This window comes from Kitasatospora sp. YST-16 (assembly GCF_026802215.1).
GTDB lineage: Bacteria > Actinomycetota > Actinomycetes > Streptomycetales > Streptomycetaceae > Kitasatospora > Kitasatospora cineracea.
Genome location: NZ_CP113837.1, coordinates 6,660,838 through 6,686,525, shown reverse-complemented (window position 1 = coordinate 6,686,525; position 25,688 = coordinate 6,660,838). Strand labels below are relative to the sequence as shown.

The 25,688-nt window shown below is 75.4% G+C and carries 21 protein-coding genes and 4 tRNA genes; 9 read left to right on the top strand and 16 right to left on the bottom strand.

Going from position 1 to position 25,688, the window contains the following annotated elements:
• The first annotated feature begins 111 nt into the window (after positions 1–111).
• Both OU787_RS30145 and OU787_RS30140 read left to right on the top strand, forming a co-directional pair.
• The gene (locus OU787_RS30145; protein WP_030463110.1) at positions 112–1,254 is read left to right on the top strand and encodes an acyl-CoA dehydrogenase family protein; all 1,143 of its coding nucleotides are present in this window, start codon (positions 112–114) and stop codon (positions 1,252–1,254) included.
• A gap of 34 nt (positions 1,255–1,288) precedes the next feature.
• Positions 1,289–2,050 carry an SDR family NAD(P)-dependent oxidoreductase gene (locus OU787_RS30140; protein WP_268661270.1) on the top strand — a complete coding sequence of 254 codons (762 nt, stop codon included), beginning with the start codon at positions 1,289–1,291 and terminating at the stop codon, positions 2,048–2,050.
• A gap of 1 nt (position 2,051) precedes the next feature.
• Here the strand turns inward: OU787_RS30140 and OU787_RS30135 are convergent, their stop codons facing one another.
• The 7 genes from OU787_RS30135 to OU787_RS30105 form a co-directional block, all read right to left on the bottom strand.
• Positions 2,052–3,236, bottom strand: coding sequence for a ribonuclease inhibitor (locus OU787_RS30135; RefSeq protein ID WP_268661269.1), 1,185 nt, complete (start codon positions 3,234–3,236; stop codon positions 2,052–2,054).
• Positions 3,237–3,394: 158 nt separating this feature from the next.
• Positions 3,395–3,467: transfer RNA gene (locus tag OU787_RS30130), tRNA-Gly, on the bottom strand.
• A 12-nt stretch (positions 3,468–3,479) separates the two neighbouring features.
• Positions 3,480–3,552 (bottom strand) — tRNA-Trp (locus OU787_RS30125).
• A 25-nt stretch (positions 3,553–3,577) separates the two neighbouring features.
• Positions 3,578–4,987, bottom strand: coding sequence for an SDR family NAD(P)-dependent oxidoreductase (locus OU787_RS30120; RefSeq protein WP_268661268.1), 1,410 nt, complete (start codon positions 4,985–4,987; stop codon positions 3,578–3,580).
• 67 nt (positions 4,988–5,054) lie between these two features.
• A tRNA-Cys gene (locus OU787_RS30115) sits at positions 5,055–5,128 on the bottom strand.
• A 12-nt stretch (positions 5,129–5,140) separates the two neighbouring features.
• A tRNA-Ala gene (locus tag OU787_RS30110) sits at positions 5,141–5,215 on the bottom strand.
• 89 nt (positions 5,216–5,304) lie between these two features.
• The gene (locus OU787_RS30105) at positions 5,305–7,056 is read right to left on the bottom strand and encodes an AMP-binding protein (RefSeq protein WP_268661267.1); all 1,752 of its coding nucleotides are present in this window, start codon (positions 7,054–7,056) and stop codon (positions 5,305–5,307) included.
• 261 nt (positions 7,057–7,317) lie between these two features.
• Between OU787_RS30105 and OU787_RS30100 the strand changes: the two genes are divergently transcribed.
• Positions 7,318–7,722, top strand: a complete 405-nt coding sequence (locus OU787_RS30100) for a hypothetical protein (protein WP_268661266.1) — start codon at positions 7,318–7,320, stop codon at positions 7,720–7,722.
• A 24-nt stretch (positions 7,723–7,746) separates the two neighbouring features.
• Here the strand turns inward: OU787_RS30100 and OU787_RS30095 are convergent, their stop codons facing one another.
• The gene (locus OU787_RS30095) at positions 7,747–8,178 is read right to left on the bottom strand and encodes a VOC family protein (protein ID WP_051817613.1); all 432 of its coding nucleotides are present in this window, start codon (positions 8,176–8,178) and stop codon (positions 7,747–7,749) included.
• A gap of 195 nt (positions 8,179–8,373) precedes the next feature.
• On the bottom strand, positions 8,374–8,988 hold the full coding sequence (locus tag OU787_RS30090; protein WP_268661265.1) for a hypothetical protein: 615 nt from the start codon (positions 8,986–8,988) through the stop codon (positions 8,374–8,376).
• A 259-nt stretch (positions 8,989–9,247) separates the two neighbouring features.
• Here OU787_RS30090 and OU787_RS30085 point away from each other — a divergent pair, with 259 nt between their 5' ends.
• Positions 9,248–11,320 (top strand): SpoIIE family protein phosphatase, encoded by a 2,073-nt coding sequence (locus OU787_RS30085; RefSeq protein WP_268661264.1) that lies wholly within the window; start codon positions 9,248–9,250, stop codon positions 11,318–11,320.
• A gap of 7 nt (positions 11,321–11,327) precedes the next feature.
• On the opposite strand, the gene murQ is transcribed toward OU787_RS30085, so the two are convergent.
• Positions 11,328–12,308: an N-acetylmuramic acid 6-phosphate etherase gene (gene murQ, locus OU787_RS30080; RefSeq protein ID WP_081967239.1), complete on the bottom strand. Its 981-nt coding sequence runs from the start codon at positions 12,306–12,308 to the stop codon at positions 11,328–11,330.
• Between the two features lie 683 nt (positions 12,309–12,991).
• Between murQ and OU787_RS30075 the strand changes: the two genes are divergently transcribed.
• The 3 genes from OU787_RS30075 to OU787_RS30065 all read left to right on the top strand — a co-directional run bounded on the left by OU787_RS30075 (position 12,992) and on the right by OU787_RS30065 (position 16,827).
• On the top strand, positions 12,992–13,975 hold the full coding sequence (locus tag OU787_RS30075) for a hypothetical protein (protein ID WP_030463100.1): 984 nt from the start codon (positions 12,992–12,994) through the stop codon (positions 13,973–13,975).
• 188 nt (positions 13,976–14,163) lie between these two features.
• The gene (locus OU787_RS30070; protein ID WP_030463099.1) at positions 14,164–15,141 is read left to right on the top strand and encodes an aldo/keto reductase; all 978 of its coding nucleotides are present in this window, start codon (positions 14,164–14,166) and stop codon (positions 15,139–15,141) included.
• An 87-nt stretch (positions 15,142–15,228) separates the two neighbouring features.
• Complete coding sequence (locus tag OU787_RS30065) at positions 15,229–16,827, top strand: glycosyltransferase family 39 protein (protein WP_081967236.1); 1,599 nt, start codon at positions 15,229–15,231, stop codon at positions 16,825–16,827.
• A gap of 20 nt (positions 16,828–16,847) precedes the next feature.
• Here the strand turns inward: OU787_RS30065 and OU787_RS30060 are convergent, their stop codons facing one another.
• From OU787_RS30060 to OU787_RS30035, 6 genes are all read right to left on the bottom strand, one after another.
• Positions 16,848–17,837, bottom strand: coding sequence for a DUF5996 family protein (locus OU787_RS30060; RefSeq protein ID WP_051817611.1), 990 nt, complete (start codon positions 17,835–17,837; stop codon positions 16,848–16,850).
• 122 nt (positions 17,838–17,959) lie between these two features.
• Positions 17,960–19,630 (bottom strand): condensation domain-containing protein, encoded by a 1,671-nt coding sequence (locus OU787_RS30055; RefSeq protein WP_051817606.1) that lies wholly within the window; start codon positions 19,628–19,630, stop codon positions 17,960–17,962.
• Between the two features lie 4 nt (positions 19,631–19,634).
• Complete coding sequence (locus tag OU787_RS30050) at positions 19,635–20,516, bottom strand: aminoacyl--tRNA ligase-related protein (RefSeq protein WP_030463095.1); 882 nt, start codon at positions 20,514–20,516, stop codon at positions 19,635–19,637.
• A 125-nt stretch (positions 20,517–20,641) separates the two neighbouring features.
• Positions 20,642–21,529 (bottom strand): hypothetical protein, encoded by an 888-nt coding sequence (locus OU787_RS30045; RefSeq protein WP_051817604.1) that lies wholly within the window; start codon positions 21,527–21,529, stop codon positions 20,642–20,644.
• Between the two features lie 5 nt (positions 21,530–21,534).
• On the bottom strand, positions 21,535–21,927 hold the full coding sequence (locus OU787_RS30040; protein ID WP_081967235.1) for an acyl carrier protein: 393 nt from the start codon (positions 21,925–21,927) through the stop codon (positions 21,535–21,537).
• Between the two features lie 151 nt (positions 21,928–22,078).
• The gene (locus OU787_RS30035; protein WP_030463092.1) at positions 22,079–23,011 is read right to left on the bottom strand and encodes a 3-oxoacyl-[acyl-carrier-protein] synthase III C-terminal domain-containing protein; all 933 of its coding nucleotides are present in this window, start codon (positions 23,009–23,011) and stop codon (positions 22,079–22,081) included.
• A gap of 282 nt (positions 23,012–23,293) precedes the next feature.
• On the opposite strand from OU787_RS30035, the gene OU787_RS30030 reads away from it, so the two are divergent.
• A complete protein-coding gene (locus tag OU787_RS30030) occupies positions 23,294–24,499 on the top strand; it encodes a glycosyltransferase (protein ID WP_030463091.1) in 1,206 nt (401 codons plus the stop codon).
• A gap of 190 nt (positions 24,500–24,689) precedes the next feature.
• Positions 24,690–25,646: an ATP-binding cassette domain-containing protein gene (locus OU787_RS30025; RefSeq protein WP_198545072.1), complete on the top strand. Its 957-nt coding sequence runs from the start codon at positions 24,690–24,692 to the stop codon at positions 25,644–25,646.
• Positions 25,647–25,688: the final 42 nt, after the last annotated feature.

The following is a 25,688-nucleotide window of genomic DNA, read 5'->3' as shown; positions in this document are numbered from 1 at the left end:
CGGCCCCTCCGTTCGGACACCCGCCCGTCCGGGGTCTGCCCTGGCCCGGCCCTGCTGCGCTACGCTTTCCGGTACTGACGTACCGCTTTGCGTACCGCTTGGAGCCGGAACATGGCCGTGGATCGCTTGCTGCCCACCGAGGAAGCCGCGGACCTGATCGCGTTGACCCGCGATCTCGCCGACAGGGAACTCGCGACCAAGGTCGCCTCCCACGAGAAGGAGGAGCGCTACCCGGAAGGGCTGTTCGCGCTGCTCGGGCAGGCCGGGCTGCTGGGCCTGCCCTACCCGGAGGAGTTCGGCGGCGGCGGCCAGCCGTACGAGGTGTACCTGCAGGTGCTGGAGGAGCTGGCGTCCCGCTGGGCGGCCGTCGCGGTGGCCACCAGCGTGCACACCCTGGCCTGCCACCCGCTGACCGCGTACGGCACGCCCGAGCAGCAGGAGCGCTGGCTGCCCCGGATGCTGGCGGGTGAGCTGGTGGGCGGCTACAGCCTGTCGGAGCCGCACGCGGGCTCGGACGCGGCGGCGCTGAGCTGCAAGGCCGAGCCGGTGGAGAAGGGGTACCGGATCACCGGCACCAAGGCGTGGATCACCCACGGCGGCAAGGCCGACTTCTACGCGCTGTTCGCCCGCACCGCACCCGGCCCGCACGGGGTGTCGTGCTTCCTGGCGCCCGGGCAGGCGGAGGGCCTGACCTTCGGCCCGCCGGAGGAGAAGATGGGCCTGAACGCGGTGCCCACCACCGCCGCGTACTGGGACGGTGCGGTGCTGGAGCGCGAGCGGCTGATCGGCGCCGAGGGCCAGGGCCTGCCGATCGCGTTCTCCGCCCTCGACTCGGGCCGGCTCGGCATCGCGGCCTGCGCCACCGGCCTGGCCCAGGCCGCGCTGGACCACGCCGTCGCGTACGCCAACGAGCGCACCACCTTCGGCCGCCGGATCGTCGACCACCAGGGCCTGGGCTTCCTGCTCGCCGACATGGCCGCCGCCGTCGACTCGGCCCGCGCCACCTACCTGGACGCGGCCCGCCGCCGCGACCTGGGCCGCCCGTTCAGCCGGCAGGCCAGCGTGGCCAAGCTGGTCGCCACCGACGCCGCGATGAAGGTCACCACGGACGCGGTGCAGGTGCTCGGCGGCTACGGCTACACCCGGGACTTCCCGGTCGAGCGGTACATGCGCGAGGCGAAGATCATGCAGATCTTCGAGGGCACCAACCAGATCCAGCGCCTGGTGATCAGCCGCCAGTTCGCCACCCGCTGACACCGACCCGCCTTCTCGGAAAGGACGTTCCACCATGCAGTTGTCCAACTCCGCCGCCCTGGTCACCGGCGCCGCCTCCGGCCTGGGCGCGGCCACCGCCGCCCACCTGGCCTCGCTCGGCGCCACCGTCTACGGCCTCGACCTGCCCAAGGCCGTCGAGTCCGCCCCCGCGCAGCCCGCCGGCGTCACCCTGCTCGGGGCGGACGTCACCGAGGAGCAGCCGGTCCGCGAGGCGCTGGAGCGGATCGCCGCCGACGGCCGCCCGCTGCGGCTGGCGGTCAGCTGCGCGGGCATCGCCCCGTCCGCGCGGGTGGTCGGCCGGCGCGGCCCGCACGACCTGGACCTGTTCCGCGGCGTGCTGAACGTCAACCTGGTCGGCACCTTCAACGTGATGCGGCTGGCCGCGGAGGCGATGTCCGGGCAGGAGCCGGACGGGGCCGGGCAGCGCGGACTGGTCGTCAACACCGCCTCGATCGCCGCCTTCGAGGGCCAGGTCGGACAGATCGCCTACGCCGCGTCCAAGGCGGGCGTGGCCGGGATGACCATCACCGCGGCCCGCGACCTGGCCCAGTACGGCATCCGGGTGGTCACCATCGCCCCCGGCATCGTCGACACCCCGATGATGGCGGGCTTCTCCGAGGAGGTCCGCTCCGGCCTGGCCGCGACCGTCACCTTCCCGCAGCGGCTGGCCCGCCCCGAGGAGTACGCCAAGCTGGTCGCGATGATCGCCGACCACGACTACCTGAACGGCGAGACCATCCGGATGGACGGCGCGCTGCGGATGGCCGCCCGCTGACTCACCCCTCCGCGGCGGCGGTGCGGTGCACGCTGTGCACCGCCGCCACGTCCGGGGCGAGGGCGGGCGGCGGGACGGCCGCGCTGAGGGCGTTCAGGCGGTGCCGGACGGTGGCGGCGACGCCCTTGCCCAGCAGGTAGCGGGTGGGGGTGGCGGCGCCCGCCGCGTGGTCGAGCAGGCGGTGCGCCTCGCGGCTGCGGACGCCGGTGCGGGTGAGCACCAGGTGGTCGAGCCGGTGCGGGGCGGCGGCCAGCGCGGCGCCGATCCGGTCGGCGGCAGCCAGGTCGATCCGGTTGTCGGCGGCGCCCAGCGCGTGGGCGGCCGCGACGCGGCCCAGGTCGAGCAGTTCCACCCCGGCGGCGGCCGCGGCGGCCGTCAACTCGGCCGCGGCGTCCGGCCCGAGGCCGGAGCTGGCCAGCGAGAGGCGGCGCAGCGCGCCGTACGGGGCGGTGCGCAGTGCGGCCGCGAGGGTGCGCGCGCCCGGGTCGCCGAGGCCGGCGGCGGAGGCGTACAGCTCGTCGGTGGCCCCGGCGGCGACCAGCCGGGCCAGCGGTTCGGCGCCGGCCGGGCCGAGCGGGTTGCCGCCGAAGTACAACCGTTCGAAGTGGCGGCCGCCGGTCAGCAGGGCGTCGACGAGGACGGCCAGGCCGGCCGGGTCGAGGCCGGTCTGCACCAGGTCGAGGGTGCGCAACTCCTCTGCGGCGGCGATGAGTTCGGTGGCGGCCTGGCCGGCCCGGATGCCGAGCGGGTTGCGCTTGAGCCAGAGCGCGCGGACGGTCTGCGGCGAGGCGCGCAGCCGGTCGGCGATCCGGCAGGCGCCGGCCGCGGTGATGCCGTTGCAGCCCAGGTAGAGGGTGCGGACCGGGGTTTCGGCGGCGCGGGCGGCGAACGCGTCCGCGCCGTCGTCGCCGAGGCCGTCGGTGCCGAGCAGCAGGTGCCGCACGGGGGCCTCGCCGTCCTCCGCGCTCCGGGCGGATTCGGCGAGTGCGTCGGCGACCAAGCGGGCGCCCTGCGGGCCGAGTTGCTGCTTGCACAGGTCGAGCCGGCCGTCCGGCAGGGCGGTGCCGGCCGGGAAGTCGATCCGCCGGTCGGTGCCGGTGCCGGTGCGCAACCAGGCCAGCAGCGGGGCGAGTTCGGCGGCCGGGCGGGGCACGACCGACGGGACTCCGGCGAACTCCTGGACCATTCCCGCTCCTTGCCACTCGTCTCCGCCGCCCGCGGCTCTTCGCCGGGCCGGACCCGGGCGACCGGGCCCGACGACCCTGTTGGACGGCTCTGCCCGATTTGTTGGACGGCTCTGCCCGACTTGTTGGACGGCTCTGCCCGACGGGGCTCTCCCGGGGGCGGGACCGACCGGATTCGAACCGGCGTCCTCCGGCTAGGCAGGCCGGTGCATCTGCCGCTGTGCTACGGCCCCACCCCGGGGTGACGGACCCGGTCGGATTCGAACCGACGTCCTCCGGTTCTGGAGACCGGTGCGCCTGCCTCTGCGCTACGGGTCCGTCGCGGTGATGCTAGGGGCTGCGCTCACCACTCCGCCACCCGATAGTCCTTCAGGAAGACGCCCACGGACGGATCCCCGGCCTCGCCGCGGACGATCGGGTCGTAGACCCGGGCGGCGCCGTCCACGATGTCCAGCGGGGTGCGGAAGCCGCGGCCGGCCAGCCGGGACTTCTTGGGGGCCGGGTTCTCGTCGGTGATCCAGCCGGTGTCGACCGCGCACATGTAGACGCCGCGGGTGGCGAGTTCGTCGGCGCTGGTGCGGGTGAGCATGTTGAGCGCGGCCTTGGCCATGTTGGTGTGCGGATGGCCGGGCATCTTGTTGCGGACCGCGAAACGGCCCTCCACGGCCGTCACGTTGACGATGTAGCGGCGCGGGTGCTCGGACGCCTCCAGCAGCGGCAGCAGCCGGTCGCAGAGCAGCGCCGGGGCGAGCGCGTTGACCAGCTGGGTCTCCAGCACCTCGGCCGGGTCGAGGCCGCCGAGCGTCGCCGACCAGGAGTTGCGCGGCGCGCTGTCGGGCAGCAGCCCGGCCTCGTCGACGGCCGCGGTGTCGACCCCGGCGGGCAGCAACGTGCCCGGGGCGGTGGCGAGTTCGGCGGCGGGCCAGGCGGCGGTGAGCGCGGGCATCGGGCGGAACCCGGGCGCGTGGACGACCTGCGCGGGCCCGGTGCCGGACTCGGGCAGGGCGGCCCGCTCCCCCGCGGCCAGCAGCGCGTACGACTCGGGCGGGCGGCGCAGGGTCTGCGCGGCGTTGTTCACCAGAATGTCCAACGGCCTTCCCTCGGTGCGCAGTTGCTCGCACAGGCCGAGCACCTGGCGCGGGTCGCGCAGGTCGATGCCGACGATCCGCAGCCGGTGCAGCCAGCCCGCGCTGCCCTCGGCGGCCCGGAAGCGGCGCAGCGTGTCGTGCGGGAAGCGGCTGGTGACGACGAGCTCGGCGCCGTCGCGGAGCATCATCAGGGCCAGCTGGAAGCCGATCTTGACCCGGCCGCCGGTGAGCAGCACCCGCCGCCCGGCCAGGTCGGTGCCGAGCGCGCGGCGGGCGGTGTTGTCCTGCGCGCAGCCGGGGCACAGCCGGTGGTAGAAGCCGTCGACCTGCCGGTAGGGCTGCTTGCAGACGTAGCAGCGCTGGGGGCGGGCGAGTTCGCCGACCGGGGCGGGCCCGGCGGCGGGCAGCGGGGCGTCCTCGCGGCGGCCGGTGCCGCCGGTGGCGGTGGCGCCGACCAGCGCGGCGTCGGCCCGGGCGGTCTCGGTGCGGCGGGTGCGGCGGCGGGCGTGCCGGCCGTCGCGGACGAAGGACTCGGCGCCGCGCTCGGCCCGCAGCCGCACCGGGTGGTCGGCGGGCAGCAGCCACAGCCGTCCCAACGTCCGCTCGAAGGCGGCGAGTTCGGCCTCGTCCGGCTCCTCCGGGGGGCTCGACGGGGGCGTGCTCATCGGGCGGTCCTCCGGGGGTGGCGGTACGGGGGCGGCGGTACGGGGGTGGCGGTACGGGGCGGCGAGGTGGGCCCGGCCGGATTCGAACCGGCGTGCTCCGCATGTGCAGTGCGGCGCGTCGGCCTCTGCGCTACGGGGCCCGTCGTGCGGGCCTCCCGGGGGCCGGATTCGAACCGGCGTGATCCGCCATGCGATAGCGGCGCGTCTGCCTCTGCGCTCACGCCCGGGAGGTGCGGTGATCCTATCGGCGCCCCGGTGGCGGGCGGAAACCCTTTTCCGCCCGCCCCTCCTCTACCACCCTCCCGCCCTACCCGCCCTCAGCCCTGGCGCAGTTCCGGGAAGTCGGTGTCCCAGTACTCGTCCGGGTTGCGGTCCTCGCCGCGCTGCGCCTCGTGGGTGCGCAGCTCGACCCGGCGGATCTTGCCGGAGATGGTCTTCGGCAGGTCGCCGAACTCCAGGCGGCGGATCCGCTTGTAGGCGCTGAGCTTCTCCCGGGTGAACTTGAGGATGTCCCGGGCCAGTTCGGGGCTCGGCTCGCGCCCCTCGACCAGCAGCACGTACGCCTTGGGGACGGCCAGCCGCAGCGGGTCGGGCGAGGGGACGACGGCGGCCTCGGCGACGGCGGGGTGCTCGATCAGGACGCTCTCCAGCTCGAACGGGGAGATCCGGTAGTCGCTGGCCTTGAAGACGTCGTCGGCTCGGCCGACGTAGGTGATGTAGCCGTCGGCGTCCCGGGCGGCGACGTCGCCGGTGCGGTAGTAGCCGTCGCGCATGGCGTCGGCGGTGCGTTCGGCGTCGCCCCGGTAGCCGCGCATCAGGCCGAGCGGGCGGCGGGCCAGTTCGAGGCTGAGCTCGCCCTCGTCGGCGGGCTTGCCGTCCGCGTCGAGCAGGGCGACGTGGTAGCCGGGCAGCGGGCGTCCCATCGAGCCGGGCTTGACGGGTTGGCCGGGGCTGTTGCCGATCTGGCAGGTGGTCTCGGTCTGGCCGAAGCCGTCGCGGATGGTCAACCCCCAGGCGGCGCGGACCTGTTCGATCACCTCGGGGTTCAACGGCTCGCCGGCGCCGACGAGTTCGCGCAGCTCGGTGCGGTGCGCGGCCAGGTCGGCCTGGATCAGCATCCGCCACACGGTGGGCGGCGCGCACAGCGTGGTGACCTTGCAGCGGGTGATCACGTCGAGCAGCTGCTGGGCGTCGAACCGGCCGTAGTTGAAGACCAGGACGGTCGCCCCGGCGTTCCACGGCGCGAACAGGTTGCTCCAGGCGTGCTTGGCCCAGCCCGGCGAGGAGATGTTGAGGTGCACGTCGCCGGGGCGCAGGCCGATCCAGTACATGGTGGACAGGTGGCCGACCGGGTACGAGGCGTGGGTGTGCTCGACCAGCTTGGGCTTGGAGGTGGTGCCGGAGGTGAAGTACAGCAGCAGCGGGTCGGCGGCGAGCGTGACGCCCTCGGGGGTGAACTCCTCGGCGGCGGTGTCGACCTGCGCGTAGTCCTGCCAGCCCTCGGGGGCGGGGCCGCCGACGGCGATCCGCAGCGGCGCGCCGGGCAGTCCGGCGAACCGGTCGGCGACCTCGGCGGCGGCGATCACGGCGCGCACCTCGCCGCGCTCCAGCCGGTCGGCGAGGTCCTCGGCGGACAGCAGCAGGGTCGCCGGGATCAGCACCACGCCCAGCTTGATCGCGCCGAGCATCACCTCCCACAGCTCGCTGACGTTGCCGAGCATCACCAGCACCCGGTCGCCGCGGCCCAGGCCGAGCCCGCGCAGGTGGTTGGCGACCCGGTCGGAGCGCCGGGCCAGCTCGTCGAAGCTGTGCACCCGCTCGGTGCCGTCCGGCTCGATCACCCACAGCGCGGGCCGGTCGTTGCCGCGCGCCATCGGGTCGAAGTGGTCCAGCGCCCAGTTGAACTCGCCGAGCTCCGGCCAGGCGAACTCCCGGTACGCCGCCTCGTAGTCCTCCGCGTACCGCCACAGCACCTCGCGCGCGGCCCGGAAGTTCGCCGCCGACTCGGCCGCGCCGGGCAGCGCGCCGTCCTGCCGCTCGTGGTGCTGGACGTTCTCGGCAGGGCCCATGGCCTGACTCCTCTGTCTCTCGGTACCGACGGCCCCCATGTTTCCCCAGGCCACGGGCGTCCGGTACCCCTGCCGGGGGAGAAGTTTCCACCCGGGTAACGAATGGCTCCCCGCCCGTACCGTACGGCTCCCGGTGATCGGCAACCAGCCGCCACGTCCGGCCCCGGCCGACCGGACCGGTCCGGTCGGACCGGCCCGCTAGGGTGTGGCCCCACGGGCCCGGCGGGGTGCCGGAGCGTCCGGGGTCGGAGGAGGAACGGCATGCGGGACCGCGCCATCCGCATCGGCACCGAGGACGCCCGGGTGGAGCTCACCTACCTCGGCGGCGGCGAGTGGCGGGTGACGGCCGACTGGGCGTCCGCGCTGCGCGCCGACTTCACCACCGCCCTGGACGACCCGGAGGTCGGGGACTTCACCGCGCGGGTCCTGGCCGGCCTGCGGGCGCCGCACGCCCGGGTGTTCGACGGCCGGCTGACCGAGGGCCGCAACAACCCGCTCCACCTCACGATCGAACGCCACGGGCCGTCCCGGCTGGTCCTGCTCGCCGTCCTCACCCCGAACGGCGACGACGGGACCTGCCTGCTGCGGATGGAGTCCGGCCCGGTGGACGCGGCGGAACTCGAGGCCGCCTTCGCCGGCCTGCACCGGTCGGTCACCGGCGGCTGACGCCCCGGCCGCCGGGCGGCGGGTTCACCAGCGCGGTGCGGGGCCGTCGGGCTGCAGGAACTCCAGCCGGTTGCCGGAGTTGTCGCAGGCGTAGAACCGGCGGTGGCCGGGGAAGGCGCCGTCCCAGGTCACTTCGACACCGGCGGCGGTGAGCCGGGCGGCGAGGCCGTCGAGGTCCGCCACCCGGATGCCCGGGTGGGCCTTGCGGGCCGCCCGGAAGTCCTCTTCCACGCCCAGGTGGATCTCCAGGTCGTCGGCGCGCACCCACAGGCCGCCGCGCGCGGCCAGCACCGGCGGCTTGGCCAGTTCGGTCATGCCGAGGATCCCGACGTAGAAGGCCCGGCACGCCTCCTCGCTGCCGGGCGGGATCGAGAGCTGCACGTGGTGCAGCCCGAAGCCGGTGCCGGTCGGGCAGGCCCGGCCGTAGTCCTGCTCCGGGGCGGCCGGTCGGTTCATGGCGTCCTCCGAGATCCGCGAGCCCACGAGCCCGCGCAGGGGGGATCGGCAAGGTCCACGACCCGCCGGTCGACCGGGTCGCCGGTGGGACGGGGCTCCGGTCGGGCGGGGCTCCGGCCCCATTCTGGCCACCGGGCCGACGGTGATCAAGGGTTCGGCGTCCGGTTTCCGGACAGGGCGGACGGGCCCGGCGGCTCAGGTGCTGCCGTTCCGGTCCGCCGGCTCGCGCCAGGCTGCGACGAGGGCCCGGAAGTCCGGGAAGCGGCTGCCCGGAACGGTCTCGCCGCTGACCGTCTCGCCGTTGAGCCAGCAGATGTCGTAGCTGCCGGTCTCGGTGTCGAGCAGGCAGCACACTCCGCCGGCGGCGGCGGTGAGGTCGGTGAACACCTTCCTGACGCTGGCGGACCGCTCGAACATCCGGCTCATGTCCGAGGTGGCCGCCGTGAACTCCAGTGACGTGAAGCCCGGGTATTCCCGGGGCGAGAACCGGACGGTCAGGTAGACGTACCCGACCCGCGTCCTTCCCCGCTCGTCGGTCCCGCGGTCGTCGCGGAGGTGGAACTCGCGCACCGCGTCGTCGACGCCGATCATCAGCGAGGTGTCCAGGTCGAGCGTGCCGCCTGCGGAGCAGTCGACCGGTTCGCTCCGGAAGTGCGAGGTGAACGGTACGGTCAGCCGCTCGCCGCCCGGCAGCGTGACCGGGAGCGGCGGCGCGTTGCGGCCCCGGGGTGCGAGTTCGACCAGCCGGGCCAGTGCCCGGGCGACGTTCTGCGGGGGCACGATGACCTCGTAGCCGTAGTCCAGTCCCATGCCCGCCCCACCTCTCCCGTCCCGGGCGGGCATCCTTCCACCGCACGGACCGGTCGGCCCAACTGTTTTCCGGAGCGGCTGCAACGGCTGCAGCAGTTGTACCGACCGCACCGGCCTCGCGCGCGGCTGCAACGGGCTCCGGGGCCGGCTGTCGTGGGGTGTGGGGTTTTCCGGCGTGGCGGTTTGGGGCGGTCGGGTCGGGCGGCGATGCTGGGAAGGACGGCCTGGTGGTTGCTGCTCCGAGAGGGGATGGACGGACATGGCGACTCGGGTGACGGGCCGGGCGGCGACCGCGACGGTCGACGGCGGCGGGGTGGTGACCGGCTGGTCGGTGGCGGCCGAGCGGTTGACGGGGTTCGGGGCGGGCCGGGTGCTGGGGCGGCCGGCGGTCGAGCTGTTGGCGGGCGAGGCGCCGGTCGCCCTGCTGCGGGCGGTGGTTCGGCACGAGCCGTTCACCGGGATGCTGCGGCTGTGCCGGTCCGAGGAGGAGCCGGTGGCGGTCGAGTTGGGCGCGGTGCCGGTGCGGACGGCGCGCGGCGAGCCGGCCTGGGTGGTGTCCGCCCAGCCGCTGCGCCCGGCGGCGGCCGGGTCGGCCGGGCCGGGGCCGGTGGGGCCCGCGTTGGCGCCGGGTTCCGTGGAGGAGCGGGCCCGGCGGCGGCTGGCGCTGCTCGGCGAGGCCGCCCTGCGGATCGGCTCGACGCTGGAAGTGGAGCGCACCGCCCAGGAGTTGGCGGAGGTGACGGTCGGCGGCTTCGCCGATTTCGTCGGGGTCGACCTGCTGGATTCGGTGTTCGGGGGCGGTCCGCCGTCGAGCGCGGGGCTGGTGTTCTACCGGGTCGCCCAGCGGTCGGTGCTGCCGGGCTGTCCGGAGTCGGCGGTCGCGGCGGGGCGCGGGGACGTGATCGTCCCTGATTCGCCGATGGCCCGGGTGCTGGCCGCGGGCCGCCCACTGCGTTCGGACTACCGGGATCCGGAGATCCGTTCGTGGATCGCCCAGGAGCCCGAACGGGAGCGCCGCGCCGAGGAGTTCGGCATCCACTCGGCGCTGCTGGTGCCGTTGACCGCGCGCGGGGTGACGCTGGGCGTGGCGATCTTCCTGCGGCACCGTTCGCCGGAGCCGTTCGACGAGGACGACCTGCTGCTGGCCACCGAGTTGACGGCGCGCGCCGCGCTGTCCATCGACAACGCCCGCCAGTACACCCAGCAGCGGGACACCGCACTGGCGTTGCAGCGTTCGCTGCTGCCCAGCCGGACGCCCCGGCAGGCCGCGGTCGAGGTCGCCTTCCGGTACCTGCCCGCGGGCGGCCGGGAGGGTGTCGGCGGCGACTGGTTCGACGTGATCCCGCTGTCCGGCGCCCGGGTGGCCCTGGTGGTGGGCGACGTGGTCGGCCACGGCGTGCCCGCCTCGGCGGCGATGGGGCGGCTGCGGACGGCGGTGCGCACCCTCGCCGACATCGACATGCCGCCGGACGAACTCCTCACCCACCTGGACGACTTGGTGCTCCGGGTCGACCTGGACGAGCTCCCCGAGGGCGGCACCGCCTGGGCGGGCAGCAGCGTCGGCGCGACCTGCCTGTACGCGGTGTACGACCCGGTCACCCGGACCTGTTCGCTGGCCCGGGCCGGGCACCCCGGCCCGGCCCTGGTCGGCCCGGACGGCACCGTGCTGTTCCCCGAGCTCCCGGCCGGGCCGCCGCTCGGCCTCGGCGGACTCCCGTTCGAGGCCGTCGAGTTGGAGGTCCCGGAGGGGAGCGTGCTGGCCCTGTACACCGACGGGCTGCTGCGCGCCTCCGAGCTGCGCGGCGACCCCGGGCTCGGCCTCGACCGGCTCGGCTCGGCGCTCACCGCGCCCGCCGGCTCCCTGGAGGACCTGTGCGACCAGGTGCTGTCGTCGACCCTCGGCCCGGACGCCCCGTCCGACGACGTGGCCCTGCTGCTGGCCCGCACCCAGTCCCTGCACACCCAGGACGTCGCCGACTGGGCGCTGCGCCACGACCCGTCCGAGGTGGCCCGGGCCCGCAAGCTGGCGGCCGCGAAGCTCACCGAGTGGGGGCTCGAAGAGGCGTCCTTCGTCACCGAGTTGGTGGTCAGCGAGCTGATCACCAACGCCGTCCGCTACGGCCTGCCGCCGATCGGGCTGCGGCTGATCCGGGACGGCTCGCTGCTGATCTGCGAGGTCTCCGACGGCAGCAGCACCGCCCCGCACCTGCGCCGGGCCCACAACGACGACGAGGGCGGCCGCGGCCTGCTGCTGGTCGCCCAGCTCTGCCGCAACTGGGGCACCCGGCACACTCCGCGCGGCAAGACCATCTGGGCCGAGCAGGAGTTCTGACGGCCCGTCAGTTCCCTTCGGCGGTACGGGAGTTGGTGAGGGCGTCGCGCAGCCGTCCGTCGTGGCGGGCCAGCAGGTCGGCCGCGCGGGGCGCGTCCACGTCCGCGAGCAGCAGCAGGATCGCGTCCTTGACCCGTCCGCCGGTGGCGGCCAACGCGGCGTCCACGGCGGCGGGTTCGGCCTCGGTGGCGAGGGCGACGATCCGGCGGGCCCGGGCCCGCAGCTTGTCGTTGCTCGCCCGGAGGTCGACCATCAGGTCCCCGTAGGTCTTGCCGAGCCGGACCATGGTGATCGTCGAGATCATGTTGAGCACCAGCTTCTGCGCCGTCCCGGCCTTCAACCGGGTGGAGCCGGACAGCAGTTCGGGCCCGGTGACCACCTCGATCCGGTGCTCGGCGGCGGCCCCCAGCGCGGAGCCCCGGTTGCCGGCCAGCGCGACGGTGAGCGCCCCGAGCGCCCGGGCGTGCTCGACGGCGGCCAGCGCGTACGGGGTGCGGCCGGAGGCGGAGACGCCGACCACGGTGTCGGCGGCGCCCAGGCCCAGCGCGTCCAGGTCGGCGACGGCGGCGGCCCGGCCGTCCTCGGCGCCCTCGACGGCGGCGGTGACCGCGCCGGGGCCGCCCGCGATCAGCCCGACCACCTGCCCGGGCGCGGTACCGAACGTCGGCGGGCACTCCCCCGCGTCCAGCACGCCCAGCCGCCCGGCCGTCCCCGCCCCGGCGTACACCAGCCGCCCGCCGCGCCGCATCCGTTCGGCGATCGCGTCCACGGCCGCCGCGATCGCGGGCAGTTCCTCCGCGACCGCCTCCGGTACCGTCCGGTCCTCGGCGTTCATCAGCCGGGCCAGTTCCACCGTCGGCAGCAGGTCGATCCCGGCGCCCCCGTCCCGCCGCGCCTCGGTCACCAGCCGGTCCAGTCCCTCCGGCTCGTCCAGCCCCTCCGGTTCGCCGGGCTCGTCGGGCTCGTCGGGCAGGGGCTGCTGCGTCATCGGGGTGTCGGCCACGGCCCCCACCCTAAGCGCCTCGGGCAGGCCCAGGGCGGGGCGGCCCAGCAGGGCGGTCAGGGCGTGGCGCTGGCGGGCGGTCAGGTCGGGGACGAAGACGGCGGCCGCGGCGGCCGTCCGCTCGCAGAGCCGGGCCACCTCGCGGGCCTTGCCGCCGCTCAGCAGGGTCCGCTCCGAGTGCGGCAGCCCCATCTTGCGCGCCCCGCCCGCCGAGACGCCCCGCCGCTGCACCGCCCGGGCCACCACGCGGGCGCCCCGGGCGGTCAGCGCGGCGGCCGCGGCGTCCATCAGCGCCTCGAAGTCCCGCTGCTTGGCGGAGAAGTGCCCGACCAGCACCACCTCGGCCCCCGCCACCACGAACCCGCCCCGCGGCGCGCCCGCGCCCCCGGCCCGCCCCCGCCGGGGCGGCCGCCGATCAGGTCTACGGGGCCGGTGCACGGGGTCCAGGCTACGGGGCCGGTGCACGGGGACCGGGCTACGGGGACGCCGTGGCGGGGGCGGGGCCGACCGGGGCGCGATGCGAACGGGCTTGCGGGGGGCGGGGGTTGTTCTCCGGCAGTTGACCCCGGCATGGTGGCTTCGTTGCCGCCGGGGTGGATACGCTGCGGGTGGGTGCGGGACCGGCGGGACCGGGATGGCGGGCCGGGCCTTTCGACTCGGGGGTTCTCATGGCGCGGCGCGTCGTCCGTGCGGTGGTGCTGTTGGCCGTCGCGGTGTTGTTCCCGGCGCTGTCCGCCGTCGGGTCGGCCTCGGCCGACCCGGGTGGCGGCCAGGGGGCCGGGCCCGGGAACGGGTACCTGGTGACCGGGATCTCCGGGGTCCCGTCGCGGGTGGCGGGCGGGGGCGGGTTCACGGCGGTCGTCACGGTCGCTTCGACGTCGCACTACCGGCTGCTGGTGGACTCGCTGTTCCTGCGGGTGTCCGACCTGGACGACCCGTCCGGGCCGCAGGACGGCGTCTCGGTCGAGTGGCAGGACCCGGCCACCGGTGACTGGCGGCCCTCCGACACGCACAGCGGGACGGGGTGGGGCCTGGCGCCGGCCCGGCCGTTCGCCGTCGAGCCGCGCGGGACGCTGACCTTCCAGGCCCGGATCGGGCTGGACGCCGCGCTGCCCGGCGGCCGGTACGCGGTGGGGACGAACGGGGTGGCCGGCTACCGGCTGGTCGACGCCGCGGGGCGCGACGTGGGCCTGCTGGAGGGGCGCAGCCAGCCGCAGGCGGTGTTCCGCTACGCCGGTCCGTCGCCTTCCCCTTCTCCTTCCCCGTCGCCCTCGCCCTCCCCGTCCGGTTCCGCGTCCGCGTCCAGGTCCGCGACCTCGAGCGCTTCGGCGTCCGCCCCGGTGTCGCCCGATCCGGTGGTGGCGGCGCTGCCGTCCCCGGCGGGGTCGTCGGCCGGTGCCGACGAGGGGACGGGGACGCCGTCGCCCGCCGCCGGCTCGGACCCGCCCGTTCCGGCCGGTTCGCCGGCCGCGCTCTCCGCGCCAGCGGGTCCGGGCGAGGGCGAGGGCGAGGGCGCGGGGGCCGGGGAGCTGGACGCTGCGGGGCGGCGGCCGGTCGGGGTGACGCTGGTGCTGGGGCTGGTGTCGATCGCGGCCGGTTTCGGGCTGGGCGCGGTCTCGCTGCTGTTCCGGCGCCAGGACGTCCACCGGTAGGAGCCCGCCACCGGTAGGAATCCGCCACCGGTAGGAGCCCGCCACCGGTAGGAATCCGCCACCGGTAGGAGCCCGCCATCGGCCAGGACCGAACCGTCCGGTTTGGCGGGGGCCCGGGCCGGGCGTAGGCTGCGAACCGGGCCGAACCGAACCGTTCGGTTCTGGATCCTGCGCACTGGAGGCTTCTCATGCAGCAACGGACACTCGGCAGCCGGGGCCTGACCGTCTCCGCGATCGGCTACGGCGCGATGGGCCTGACCATGGCGTACGGGCCGGGCGACGAGCGGGCCGGTGTCGCGGCGCTGCGGCGGGCGTACGAGCTGGGCGTGACCTTCTTCGACACCGCGGAGCTGTACAACTGGGGCACCGGTTCGAACGAGGAGCTGGTGGGCCGGGCGGTGCGGGGCTTCCGCGACGAGGTGGTGCTGGCCACCAAGTTCGGCTTCGCCCGCACCGAGCGGGGCTTCGGCTTCGACAGCCGCCCGGAGAACATCCGCAAGGTCGCCGAGAACAGCCTGCGCGCCCTGGGCACCGACCGGCTGGACGTGTTCTACCAGCACCGGGTGGACCCGGCCGTCCCGATCGAGGAGGTGGCCGGCACCGTCAAGGAGCTGATCGAGGCAGGCAAGGTCGGCCACTTCGGGCTGAGCGAGGCGGGCCCGGAGACGGTCCGGCGCGCGCACGCCGTCCAGCCGGTGTCGGTCCTGCAGACCGAGTACTCGCTGTTCGAACGGGACGCCGAGCAGCTCTTCCCGACCCTGGACGAGCTGGGCATCGGCTTCGTCGCGTACTCGCCGCTCGGCCGCGGCTTCCTCACCGGCGCCACCAAACCGGCCGGCCAGTACGACCCGAGCGACATGCGCAACCACGACCCGCGCTGGCAGCCCGGCGCCTACGAGCAGAACCTGGCCGCGGTGGCCCGCCTGCGCGAACTCGCCACCGAGAAGGGCGCCACCCTCCCCCAGCTCGCCCTGGCCTGGCTGCTCGCCCGCGGCGAGCACATCGTCCCGATCCCCGGCACCCGCAGCGCCACCCGGATGTCCGAGAACGCCCGCGCCGCCTGGCTCACCCTCGACGCCGACGACCTCGCCGCCGTCGACGCCGTCCTCCCCACCGGCGGCTTCGGCGCCCGCTACCAGGAGGGCAGCCTCCCCGCCTGGACCTGACGCCCCCCCTTGTCCCGGAGCGACCCTGACGGGGCATCAGGGTTCTCCCCGATGGGCGGGGCGGGCGGGCTCTGCCACACTCGCGCCATGGGCATTCGGGGGAACGCGCCCGCCGGTGGCGGCGTCGTGCGGGCCGGGGGCCCGGCGGCCGGCCTGCCGCGCTTCGCGGTCGGGCCGGTGCTGGGGATCGCGGCCGCGGTGGTGGCGGTGGAGGCCGCCCTGGCGGGGCGGTACGGGTTCCACCGCGACGAGCTGTACTTCCTGGCGGCGGGGCGGCACTTGGCGTGGGGGTACGTCGACCAGCCGCCGCTGACACCGCTGTTGGCGCGGCTGTCCACGGCGGTGTTCGGTACCGGTCCGGCCGGGCTGCGGGCGGTCGCGGTGCTGCTGTGCGGGGCGACGGTGGCGCTGGTCGCCTTCGCCGCACGGGAGTTGGGGGCACGGCGGGCCGGGCAGGCGCTGGCGGCGGCCGGGGCGGCGGTGTCGGCGATGGTGCTGGCGCTCGGGCACATGCTGAGCACGGCGAGCTTCGACCTGTTCGTCTGGACGGTGCTCGGCGTGCTGGTGCTGCGCCTGCTGCGCACCGGCGACCGGCGCTGGTGGCCGGTGATCGGCGCGGTGACCGGGGTCGCGCTGCTGAACAAGGACCTGGTGCTGCTGCTGGCCGTCGCACTGCTGCCCGCGATCGCCCTCGCCGGGCCGGGCCCGGGCGACGGCGGGCCCGGGCCGCGGGCGGTGCTGCGCGGCCGGTGGCTGCCGGCCGGGGCGCTGCTGGCGCTGCTGGTGGCAGCACCCAACCTGTACTGGGAGGCGGTGCACGGCTGGCCGCAGCTCACCGTCGCCTCGGGCATCAGCGACCAGGACGGCCTGACCAACCGGCTGACCTTCGTCCCGATGCAGCTGGTCTACCTCTCCCCCGTGCTGATCCCGATCTGGCTGGCCGGGTTCCGCCGCCTGCGCGAGGACGAACGGGTGCGCTGGGCCCGGCCGTTGGGGTATGCGTACCTGGTGCTGTGCGGGCTGGTGCTGCTGCTCGGCGGCAAGCCGTACTACGCGCTGCCGCCGCTGCTGCTGGTGCTGGCGGCCGGGTGCGGGCCCGTCGCGGAGCGCTGGTGGGCGTCCGCGGGCACTGGCAGTGGTGGGGACGGTGGCGGGACGCGGCGCGGTCGGGTCCGGCTGGTGGGGCTGCTGCTGGTCGCGGCGCTGGTCAACTCGCTGATCACGCTGCCGGTGCTGCCCGCCGGCCGGTTGGCGGCCGTCTCCTGGATCTATCCGGAGTCGGCCGAACAGGTGGGCTGGCCCGAGCTGGTGGCGGCGGTCGGCGCGGGGTGGGCGCAGGTCCCTCCGGAGCAGCGCGGGCGGGCGGTGGTGTTCGCCACCGACTACGGCGAGGCGGGGGCGCTGGTGCACTACGGCGACCGCTACGGCCTGCCCGCCACGTACTCGGGCCACATGTCCTTCTACGACTGGGGCCCGCCGCCGGACTCCGCGACCGGCCCCGTTCTGCTGGTCCACCCGGAGCCGTACCCGCAGGTCGAACGGGCCTTCACCGGCTGCCGGCAGGTCGCCGTGGTGGACAACGGCCGGGGCGTGGCCAACGAGGAGCAGCACGCGCCGGTGCTGCTCTGCACCGGGGCGGCCGCCCCGTGGTCACGACTGTGGCCCCGGCTGCGGCACTTCTACTGATCCGCTGATCCGCCCTGCCGTCAGCGCTCCCGGTCCGCGCCTGCCTCCGCGTCCGTGTCCGTGTCCGTCTCCGTGCCCGGGAGCCTGCGCAGTTCGGTGTCGGTGATGCCGCCGGGGCACTCGCGGTCGCGTCCCCAGCCGGCCAGGTCGGCGCCGGCCCGGTAGGCGGATTCGAGGAACTCCAGGGCGGTGGCCCACGGGTCGGTGGCGGTGCGCACCTCGTCGTACGTCAGCAGGGCGAGGTGGCTGCCCCGGTTCGGGATCCAGCGGGCGGCGGCGGGGTGCAGCGGGCGGGTGTCGAGGCCGGCCGGTTCGGGGGCGGTGTAGGAGTAGAAGGCGGGGGCGGGGACGTTGTCGTCGCCGAACCAGAAGCCGGCGCTGATGACCTCGCGGGAGTACGCCTCGCGGGTGACCGGGTCGGCGGCGGGCTGGGGGACCTCGCGGTCGGAGAAGCGGGTGACGGCGAGGTCGAAGGTGTGCCAGAAGTGGTGGACGGGGCTGGTCTTGCCCGCGTACCCGGCGGCGTACTCCTCCAGCAGCAGGGCGACCTGGCTGAGGACGTGCCAGTAGGTGGTGACGGCGGCCGGGTCGTAGCTGCGGTGCTCGTGGTCGTCGGCGAACGGGCGGTGCGCGTCGGGCAGGTCGTAGGGGTAGGGGTGGTCGGGGAGCACGTCGATGTCGAGGTGGACCAGGGCGCGCAGGGTGTCGCGGTAGAAGTCGGCGACGGAGCGGCCGGTGAGCGGGAAGGAGTCCTCGGCGCCGTCGAGGGTGCGCACGTACAGGCGGTGGTCGGTGAAGTCGAAGTCGACGGTGAACGCGTCGCCGCCGCGGGTCGGGCCGGTGGGGCGGGTGGTGATGCCGCGTCCGGTCAGGTGGAAGGGGACGTTCCACCAGTGGTTGCGGCGGGTGCTGCCGGCCAGCCGGATCTTGCCGACGACCTGGGCGAAACGGTGCAGTGTCTCCTTGGTGTCCCGCCACGACTCCAGCGGCAGGGGCGGGAACAGCTCCATGGTGCACTCCGGCATGAGAGGAAGGGGGATCGCTGCCCATCCTCACCGCCCCGCCCCACCCCCGACGCCACGACGCGCCCGGACCGGAACCCGGCTGCTCCGTCCGGACGACTCCGGCCCGTTCAGTCGCGGCCGGTGCCGGTGGCGTGCGGGAGGACGTAGCGCTGGGGGGCCATGGCGGTGTCGTGGCCGGGGAGGGCGGTCATGACGGCGGTGTGGGCCTGGGCGGGGGTGAGGGGGGTGGGGCCGGGGTCGATGGTGGCTCTCAACTCGTCGTGTTCCCAGGTGACTTCGATGTCGCGGGCGGTGGGGAGGGCGGTGCGGAGCAGGTCGGCGACGGCGTCCAGGTCGATCCAGTTGGTGCCGACCCGCTGCCAGCGGGCCTTGTCGCGGCGGGCGGTGGGCAGGCCGCTGAGGGGGGCGATCTCGCTGTCGGGGCCGAGGGTGACGTTGCGGGTGCCGGCGAGGTCGAGCAGGCGGAGCAGGGCGTGGGCGAAGAGTTCGGTCTCTTCGCGGTCGAGGACGTCGGGGTGGGTGTGCAGGGTGAACTCGAGGCAGCCGGCGGTGCGCCAGATGTTGAGCATCAGCCGGGTGGGGGTGGGTTCGGCGGGGTACCAGGCGAGGTCGGGTTCGGTGGGCGGGAGCGGGCGGGCGGCGGCGATCTCGGCGGGGACGGTGGCGCTGAGGTCGTTGACCACGACGTGCCGGGCGAACCGGGCGCCGCGGCGGACGGCGACGTCCTCGATGAGCTGCCAGATCCGTTCGGCGTCGAAGGTGGCGTGCCAGTAGCCGGAGAGGGCGTGGGCCTGGGTGCGGGCGATCAGGGTGTCCAGGTCGGGGCAGTCGGTGTCGACGGCGAGCAGGGCGTCCTGGGCGAGGGTGCCGATGTGGTCGGCGAGGCCGGGGCGGTGGCGGTTGGCGGAGAGGGCGGCCATCACCACGGTGGAGCGGGCCGCCCGGTGGGCGGCGAGGACGGCGTAACAGGCCAGCAGGACGGCCGAGTTGGAGGCGCCGGTGCGGGTGGCGGCGCGTTCCAGGGCGGCGGCGCCGGCGGTGGAGCGGACGCCGAGGGTGGGCAGCAGGGTGTCGTTGGGGCCGATCCGGTCGTCGGCGAACACCGAGGTGGGCCGGTCGGCGAGGATGTGCTCCCAGTGCCGCAGGGCGGCCTTGGTGCGGCGCTGCCCGGAGACGGACTGCTCCTGTTCGGCGACGTCGACGGGGGTGGGCGCGGTGGGCGGGGGCAGGGTGCCGCCGGCGGCCAGGGTCAGCCACTCCTGGAACAGCAACCCGGTGGCGACACCGTCGAGTTGGGCGTGGCAGATGACCACGGCGAGCAGCACGGGCGCGCCGTCCCGGGTGAGCAGGGCGAACCGGAGCGGGAACTCGGCGGCCAGGTCGAACGCCTGCCGCCGCCCGTCCCAGCAGTACGCCTCGGCCCGGGCGGCCGGGTCCTCGCCGTCCGCGAGCGCGATCACCTGGACGGTGAACTCCCCTGCGGCACGGACGCGTTGGCGCTCGGGGTGGCGGTCGGCGGGGCCGGGGAAGACGGTGCGCAGCGCGGCGTGCCGCTCGGCGAGGGTGCGCAACGCATCGAGGCAGGCCGGGAGTTCGGCGCCGGGCGGGACGCTCCAGGTGGCCTGCTTGTTCATGTGCGAGGGTTCGTCGTGGCGCAGGCAGCGGATCATGTTGTCCTGGCCGAGGGTGAGCGGGCCCTCGGCCTCGGGCGCGGTGGAGCGGTAGTGCAGGGTGAGGGTGGTGTGCTCCGGGGTGTTCCCGGCTGGTGCGGCTGACACGGTGTCAGTCTCCGTTCAGGGCGGTGCCGATGTGCGGGGGCCAGTCGACGGGGCGGGGGCCGTGGGCGTGCAGCAGGGCGAGGGCGATCCGGTCGAGGCCGAAGGCGGTGCAGGCGGTGTGGCCGGTGGCGCCGTCGGCGGTGAAGTCGAAGGCCTCGCCGAAGTGGTCCTTGTGGATGTTGGCGGAGGCGATCGCCTGGGGCAGGCCGTCGGCCACCGGGACGCGCAGCTCGAACTTCAACTCCTGGGCGCGCTGGGCGGCTTGGTAGAGCTTGCGGCCGCCACCGAAGAACGGGTCGTCGGCGAGTTCGACCGAGGGCTTCAGGCCGAGGCCCTCCAGCCAGTCGGCGACCCGCCGCAGCCAGTGCTCGCGCCACTCCTGGCAGTGCGCGGGGGTGCCGGCGGTGACGAGTTCGGCCATCTTGAAGCTGCGCAGCCGGCCGGGTTCGGCGGTGGCCTCCTGCCGGAAGCACTGCGCCTCGACGCTGTAGCGGACGGGCGCGGCGAGGTCCTGCCCGGTCAGGGTGGCGTAGACGGGGTAGCAGGCGGCGGGCAGCAGGACCAGGTCGGTGATCTCCTGCCTGGCGTGCCAGGGGCCGGACTCGGCGATCAGCGGGGCGAGGCCGCGCCATTCGGAGGCGCTGCCGGTGTAGCTGTGCACGGTGCCGAGCAGGTGCGGGAAGGAGGCGGCGAAGCCGGCCCGTTCGATGGTGGCGCGGGAGATCACCGGCGGGACGACCAGCCGTTCGAAGGGCTCGTCGGCGGCCAGCCGGGCGATCGACTCGCGCAGCGCGCCGAGCAGCTTCTCGTAGGCGGCGGGCTGGAGTTGGACGCCGGGCGCGGCGGTGGGCAGCGGGGTGGCGTCGTCGGGGTGGCGGGTGCTCATGGCTCTGCCTCGGTCAGGGTCGGGGCCGGTGGTCGGCGGCAGCGGCGGGGGCGAGGGCGCGGGGTGGCGTGGGAACGGCGGCGGGCCCGGCTGTGGGACCGGCTGTGGGCCCGGCCGGGCGGCGGTCACGGGGCGGGTTCCGCGGGTGCCCAGTGGGCGAGGTCGAGACGGCCGGTCTCCGGTTCGTGGTCGGCGAGCGCGAGGGGGCGGCCGGCCAGTCCGGGGTCGGCGAGGGCCGCGCCGAGGGCGGCCCAGCCGCCGGTGTACGGGTTGCCGGGGCGGGCGGTGCGGGTCCGCGGGCCGGGCGGCGGCGTGGCGGCGGCCAGGCCGGGGCCGAGCAGCAGCACCGTGTCGGCGGGCAGTTCGGCGCACAACTCCCTGAGTGCGACGTCGACTTGACGGTCCGTCAGGTCCGGTGTGCTGTGCAGTTCCCGCAGCGCGCGGCCGGGCGTTCCGGCCTCCGGGTCCGCTTCCCAGAGCAGGGCGGCGGCGGAGTGCCGGTCGGGGAGCCGGGCGGGCCGGTGCGGGCGGTGGTGCAGGTCGGCCTGTTCGACGGCGATCAGCAGGGCGCGCCGGGCCCCGGCGGTGCGGGCGTACGCGTCGGCGATCCGCAGCGCGCTGAACCCGGCGCCGGCGCCCTCGTCGCAGAGCGCGAAGGACAGCGGCGCGCCCGGGCAGACCCCGGCGAGGTGCAGGGCCACGGCCTGTCCGGGGCGGACGTCGGGCGTGGCGTACACCAGCAGCAGCAGGTCGACCGGGCGGGCCGGGTCGGTCAGGGCGTCGATGGCGCGTTCGGCCAGCGCGGCGTACGACTGCCCGCGGGCCCCGGCCAGCGCGTCCTCGTCGAGCTGCACGCCGTACGGGCGGGACAGGTCGGCGGTGAAGGTGCGCAGGTCGGGGTCGGCGGCGAGCGGGGAGTGGCCGGGCAGGTCGAGGGCGTGGGCGGCGGTCAGGCGCAGCGGGGAGGCGGCGCGCGACAGGGTGGTGGCGGGGAGCGGTCCGCGGACGCGCACGGTCGTCAGTCCTCGGCGATGACGTGTCCGGCGACGAAGCCCGCCAGGGTGCCGACCGAGCGCAGGTCGTCCTGGTCGATGCCCTCGACGTCGATCTGCACGTCGAGGTGGTCCTCGAGTTCGAGGATGAGTTCCAGGGTGGCGGCGGAGGTCAGGCCGACCTCGTCGAACAGGCAGGCGTTCTCGCCGATCTCGGGCAGGTCGCGCTTGAGCACCCGGGGCAGCAGCTGCAGGATCCCGTCGAGGGCGCGGCCGCGCAGCTCGGGGTCCACGTCGGCGGCGGTGCCGGTGGCGTCCGGGGCGTCCGGGGCGTCCGGGGCGTCCGGGCTGTCGGCGAGGGCTACCGCGCCGGTGGCGGTGTTTTCGGGCAGGGCGAGGTCGGTGGCGGAGTCGGTCATGGCGATCCCCTGATCTGGCCGGCACTCCGGCGGCGTGGCCGGGTGCGGGCGGGTGGACTGGGTGGCGTGGGCGCGCGGCAGCGTCGGCGCGCGGTGCAGCCGGGCCCCGGCGGACGTCCGGCCGCCCCCGGTGTGCGGAGGGCGGGACGGGTCAGTGCTGGAGCACCATGGCGGCGAAGGTCGCGCCGATCCCGGACGCGGCGACCAGGTAGCGGTCGCCGCGGCGGAGCAGGCCGCGGGTGGTGGCGGTGTGGTGGTTGAGCAGGATGTCGGCGGCGAAGCTGTGCCCCACCGCCGGGACGTTGTCCAGCACCACGCGTTCGGGCGGGTACCCGGTCCGGCGGCAGATCCGTTTCCAGGAGATCTGGTTGACGTTGTGCGGCAGCAGCAGCCGGATCGAGTCCCAGCTCTCGCCGGCCTCCTCCAGTGCGGCTTCCATCACGGCCGTCATCAGTTCCGGGTAGCTGCGCTGGTACTCCAGCATCAGCTCCGGGTCCTCGGCGAGCCGCCCGTCGAACTCGCCGTGCTGGTCGACCGCGTAGGACAGCACGCGGTCGCGTTCGCCTCCGGCCCGCACCAGGCAGGCCGCCGCCCCTTCGCCGAACAGGGCGGTGTCCGGGACGATGCGGGCGTCCCGGGTGAAGGTCTTCTCGCCCGCCAGGATCAGCGCCGTCGCCGCGGGGTCCGGGTCTGCCGCCAGCAGCCGGCCGGCCACGTCCAGGGCCAGCAGCGAGCCGGCGCAGGCGTGGTGGGTGATGGTGAGGGCACGGGCGTGCGTCAGCCCCAGACGGCCGAGCGCGTCGTGCAGCGGGTTGTGCGGGTAGGGTGCCGCGATCGGCAGGCTGCGCGCGTGCAGCACGTACTTCACGCGGTGTTCGTTGCCGCGCAGCGGGGCCAGGGCCTTCGCTGCGGCGGTGAGCAGGTCGGTCAGGTCTCCGTCGGGGTCCACCCTGACCTGGTCCAGGCCGTGGAACCGGCGGAACAAGCTGATCTGACGTCCTGTCAGTCCCAGGCGCTCCCCGACCAGTTCGATCGGTTCGGCGACGGGCGGCAGGTGGACGGCGACTGCCTCCAGAGCGGTCACGCGGGCTAGTATTCCGTCGCCTCACCGGCCCGCACAAGAGATCGCCGACGCTTCCTTCCCGGGATCCCCCTGTGGTCTGTACCACTCCTCCCTCGTTTGCACACGACTCGTGCGGGATTTCCGCTGGTGCCGCCCGAACCTCCGCCGATTCCGGCCCGCCCGGGGCCGGTTGACGACCCGTCGCGCCCTGTCCGCGCGCTCACGACCCGTCTCGCCCGGTGCGCGTGCACCGTGCGCGCACACCGGCTCCGTTTCCGTTTCCGCCTCCGAGGAGAACCGCCGATGTCCGCTCCCGCCGTTCCGCTGCGCCTGCTGATCGTGGTGCCCCCGCTGGCCGGGCACCTGCTGCCGGCCCGGGCGCTGGCCCTGGCCTGGGCCGCGCGCGGGCACGAGGTGTCCTGGGTGGGGCCGGAGCCGGCGCTGCGGCCGGTGCTCGGGCCGGACGCGGTGGTGCATCCGACCGGCGCCCGGCTGTTCCGCGAGCAGGCGGTGGGCGGGGCGGCGGCGGTGCGCTCGCTCTGGGAGGGCTTCGTGGTGCCGCACACCCGGTTCACCCTGGGCACGGTGCGGCGGGCCGTCGCGCAGTGGCGGCCGGACGTGGTGCTGGTCGACCAGCACAGCCCGGCGGGCGCGCTGGCCGCGCACGGCGCGGGCGTGCCGTGGGCGAGCTTCGCCCCGTCCTCGCTGGAGATCGGCGACCCGTTGGACGGCAGCGGTGGCGACAACGGCGGCGGCGGGCTGGCCGGTTGGCGGGACGGGGTGCTGCGCGGCCTGTGGGAGCGGGCCGGGCTGCCCGCCGGGCAGTACACCGATCCGCGCTTCTCCCCCGGCCTGGTGGTGGCCACCGGCAGCGCCGCCCTGCTCGGCCTGGACGCCGCGGCCGTCCCGGCAACGTACGCGCTGGTCGGTCCGCTGCTCGCGGAGCGGCCCGAACCGCCGTTCCCGTGGGAGCGGTTGGACCCGGCGCGGCGCCGGGTGCTGGTCACCATGGGGACGCTGTCCGCCGAGGTGGCGGGCGGTTTCCTGGACCGGGTGGCGGCCGCGCTGGCCGAACTCCCGGACGTGCAGGCGGTGGTGGCCGCCCCCGGGGAGGCCGCGCTGCCGCCGGGCGCGATCGGGTGCGCGCGCGTTCCGGTGCTGGAACTGCTTGAGCGCGGGGCGGTGGACGCCGTACTGTGCCACGGCGGGATGAACACCGTGGGCGAGTCCCTCGTCCACGGCAGGCCGTTGGTCCTCGCCCCGATCCGGCACGACCAGCCGGTGACCGCCGGACGGCTGGCCGCACTGGGTGCGGCCGTCCGGGTCGACTTCGCCACCGCCACCTCCGACCAGCTGCGTGCGGCGCTGCGCGCCGTCCTCGACCGGCCCGGGTACCGGGACGCGGCCGCGCTGCTGGGCCGTCAACTGCGGGCCGGGGGCGGGGCGGTGGCGGCCGCCGAGCGGCTGGAGCGGTTCGCGCGCGCACCGCACCGGACCGGTCCCGCCTGATGGTCCAGACCATTGTCGGCGGGCCGGGTCGGGCCCTAGGGTCTGCTCCGGCGTCCCCCGCCCCTCCCCTCCCCCGAAGCTCTCCCGAGCACCCGACCGCACCCGACCGCACGCGTGCACACCCGACCGCACCCGACCGCACGCGTGCACACCCATTCGCACCCACCGACCACAGGAGTCCGGGTTGATCGTGACCAAGGGGCTGCGCAAGTCCTTCCAGCCCCGCCGCGGCGCCGCCGCCGTCGACGCGGTGCGCGGCATCGACCTGAACGTCGCGGAGGGCGAGATCTACGGCCTCCTCGGCCCGAACGGCGCAGGCAAGACCACCACGCTGCGCATGCTCGCCACCCTGCTCGTCCCCGACGGCGGCGCGGCCACCGTGGCCGGCGCCGACCTGCGCGCCGAGCCCGGCGAGGTCCGCCGCCGGATCGGCTACGTCGCCCAGGGCGGCGGCACCACCGACCAGGCCACCGCCCGCGAGGAACTCGTCCTGCAGGCCCGGATGTACGGCGTCCGCAAGGCCGAGGCCGTGCAGCGCGCCGAACAGGGCCTGGCCGCCTTCGACCTGACCGAGTTCGGCGACCGGGTCTGCAAGACGTACTCGGGCGGCCAGCGCCGCCGCCTCGACCTGGCGCTCGGCGTCGTCCACCGGCCCGGCGTGCTGTTCCTGGACGAGCCGACCGTCGGGCTCGACCCGCGCAGCCGCGCCCAGGTGTGGGCCGAGGTCCGCCGCCTGCGCGAGCAGGGCATGACGGTGCTGCTGACCACCCACTACCTGGACGAGGCCGACGCCCTGTGCGACCGGATCGGCATCGTCGACAACGGCGGCATCGTCACCGAGGGCACCCCCGAGGAGCTCAAGCGGAAGATCTCCGGCGACTCCGTCACCATCGGCCTGCCCGACGCCGGGGCCACCGACCGCGCCGAGCGCGAGCTGGCCGAACTCCCCTGCGTGCAGCGCCTGGAGGCACTGCCGGACGGGGACGGGCTGCGCCTGCACGTGGACTCCGCGGCCACCGCGATCCCGCAGCTGCTGCGCACCCTGGCCGCGGCCGGCCTGGAGCCGGAGCACGTCCAGTTGCAGCGCCCCAGCCTGGACGACGTGTTCCTGGCCCTGACCGGCCGCGCGCTGGTCCACAGCAGCTGACCCCCGTCCCCCGTCCGGCACCGAAGCCCCCGAAGCCACCGA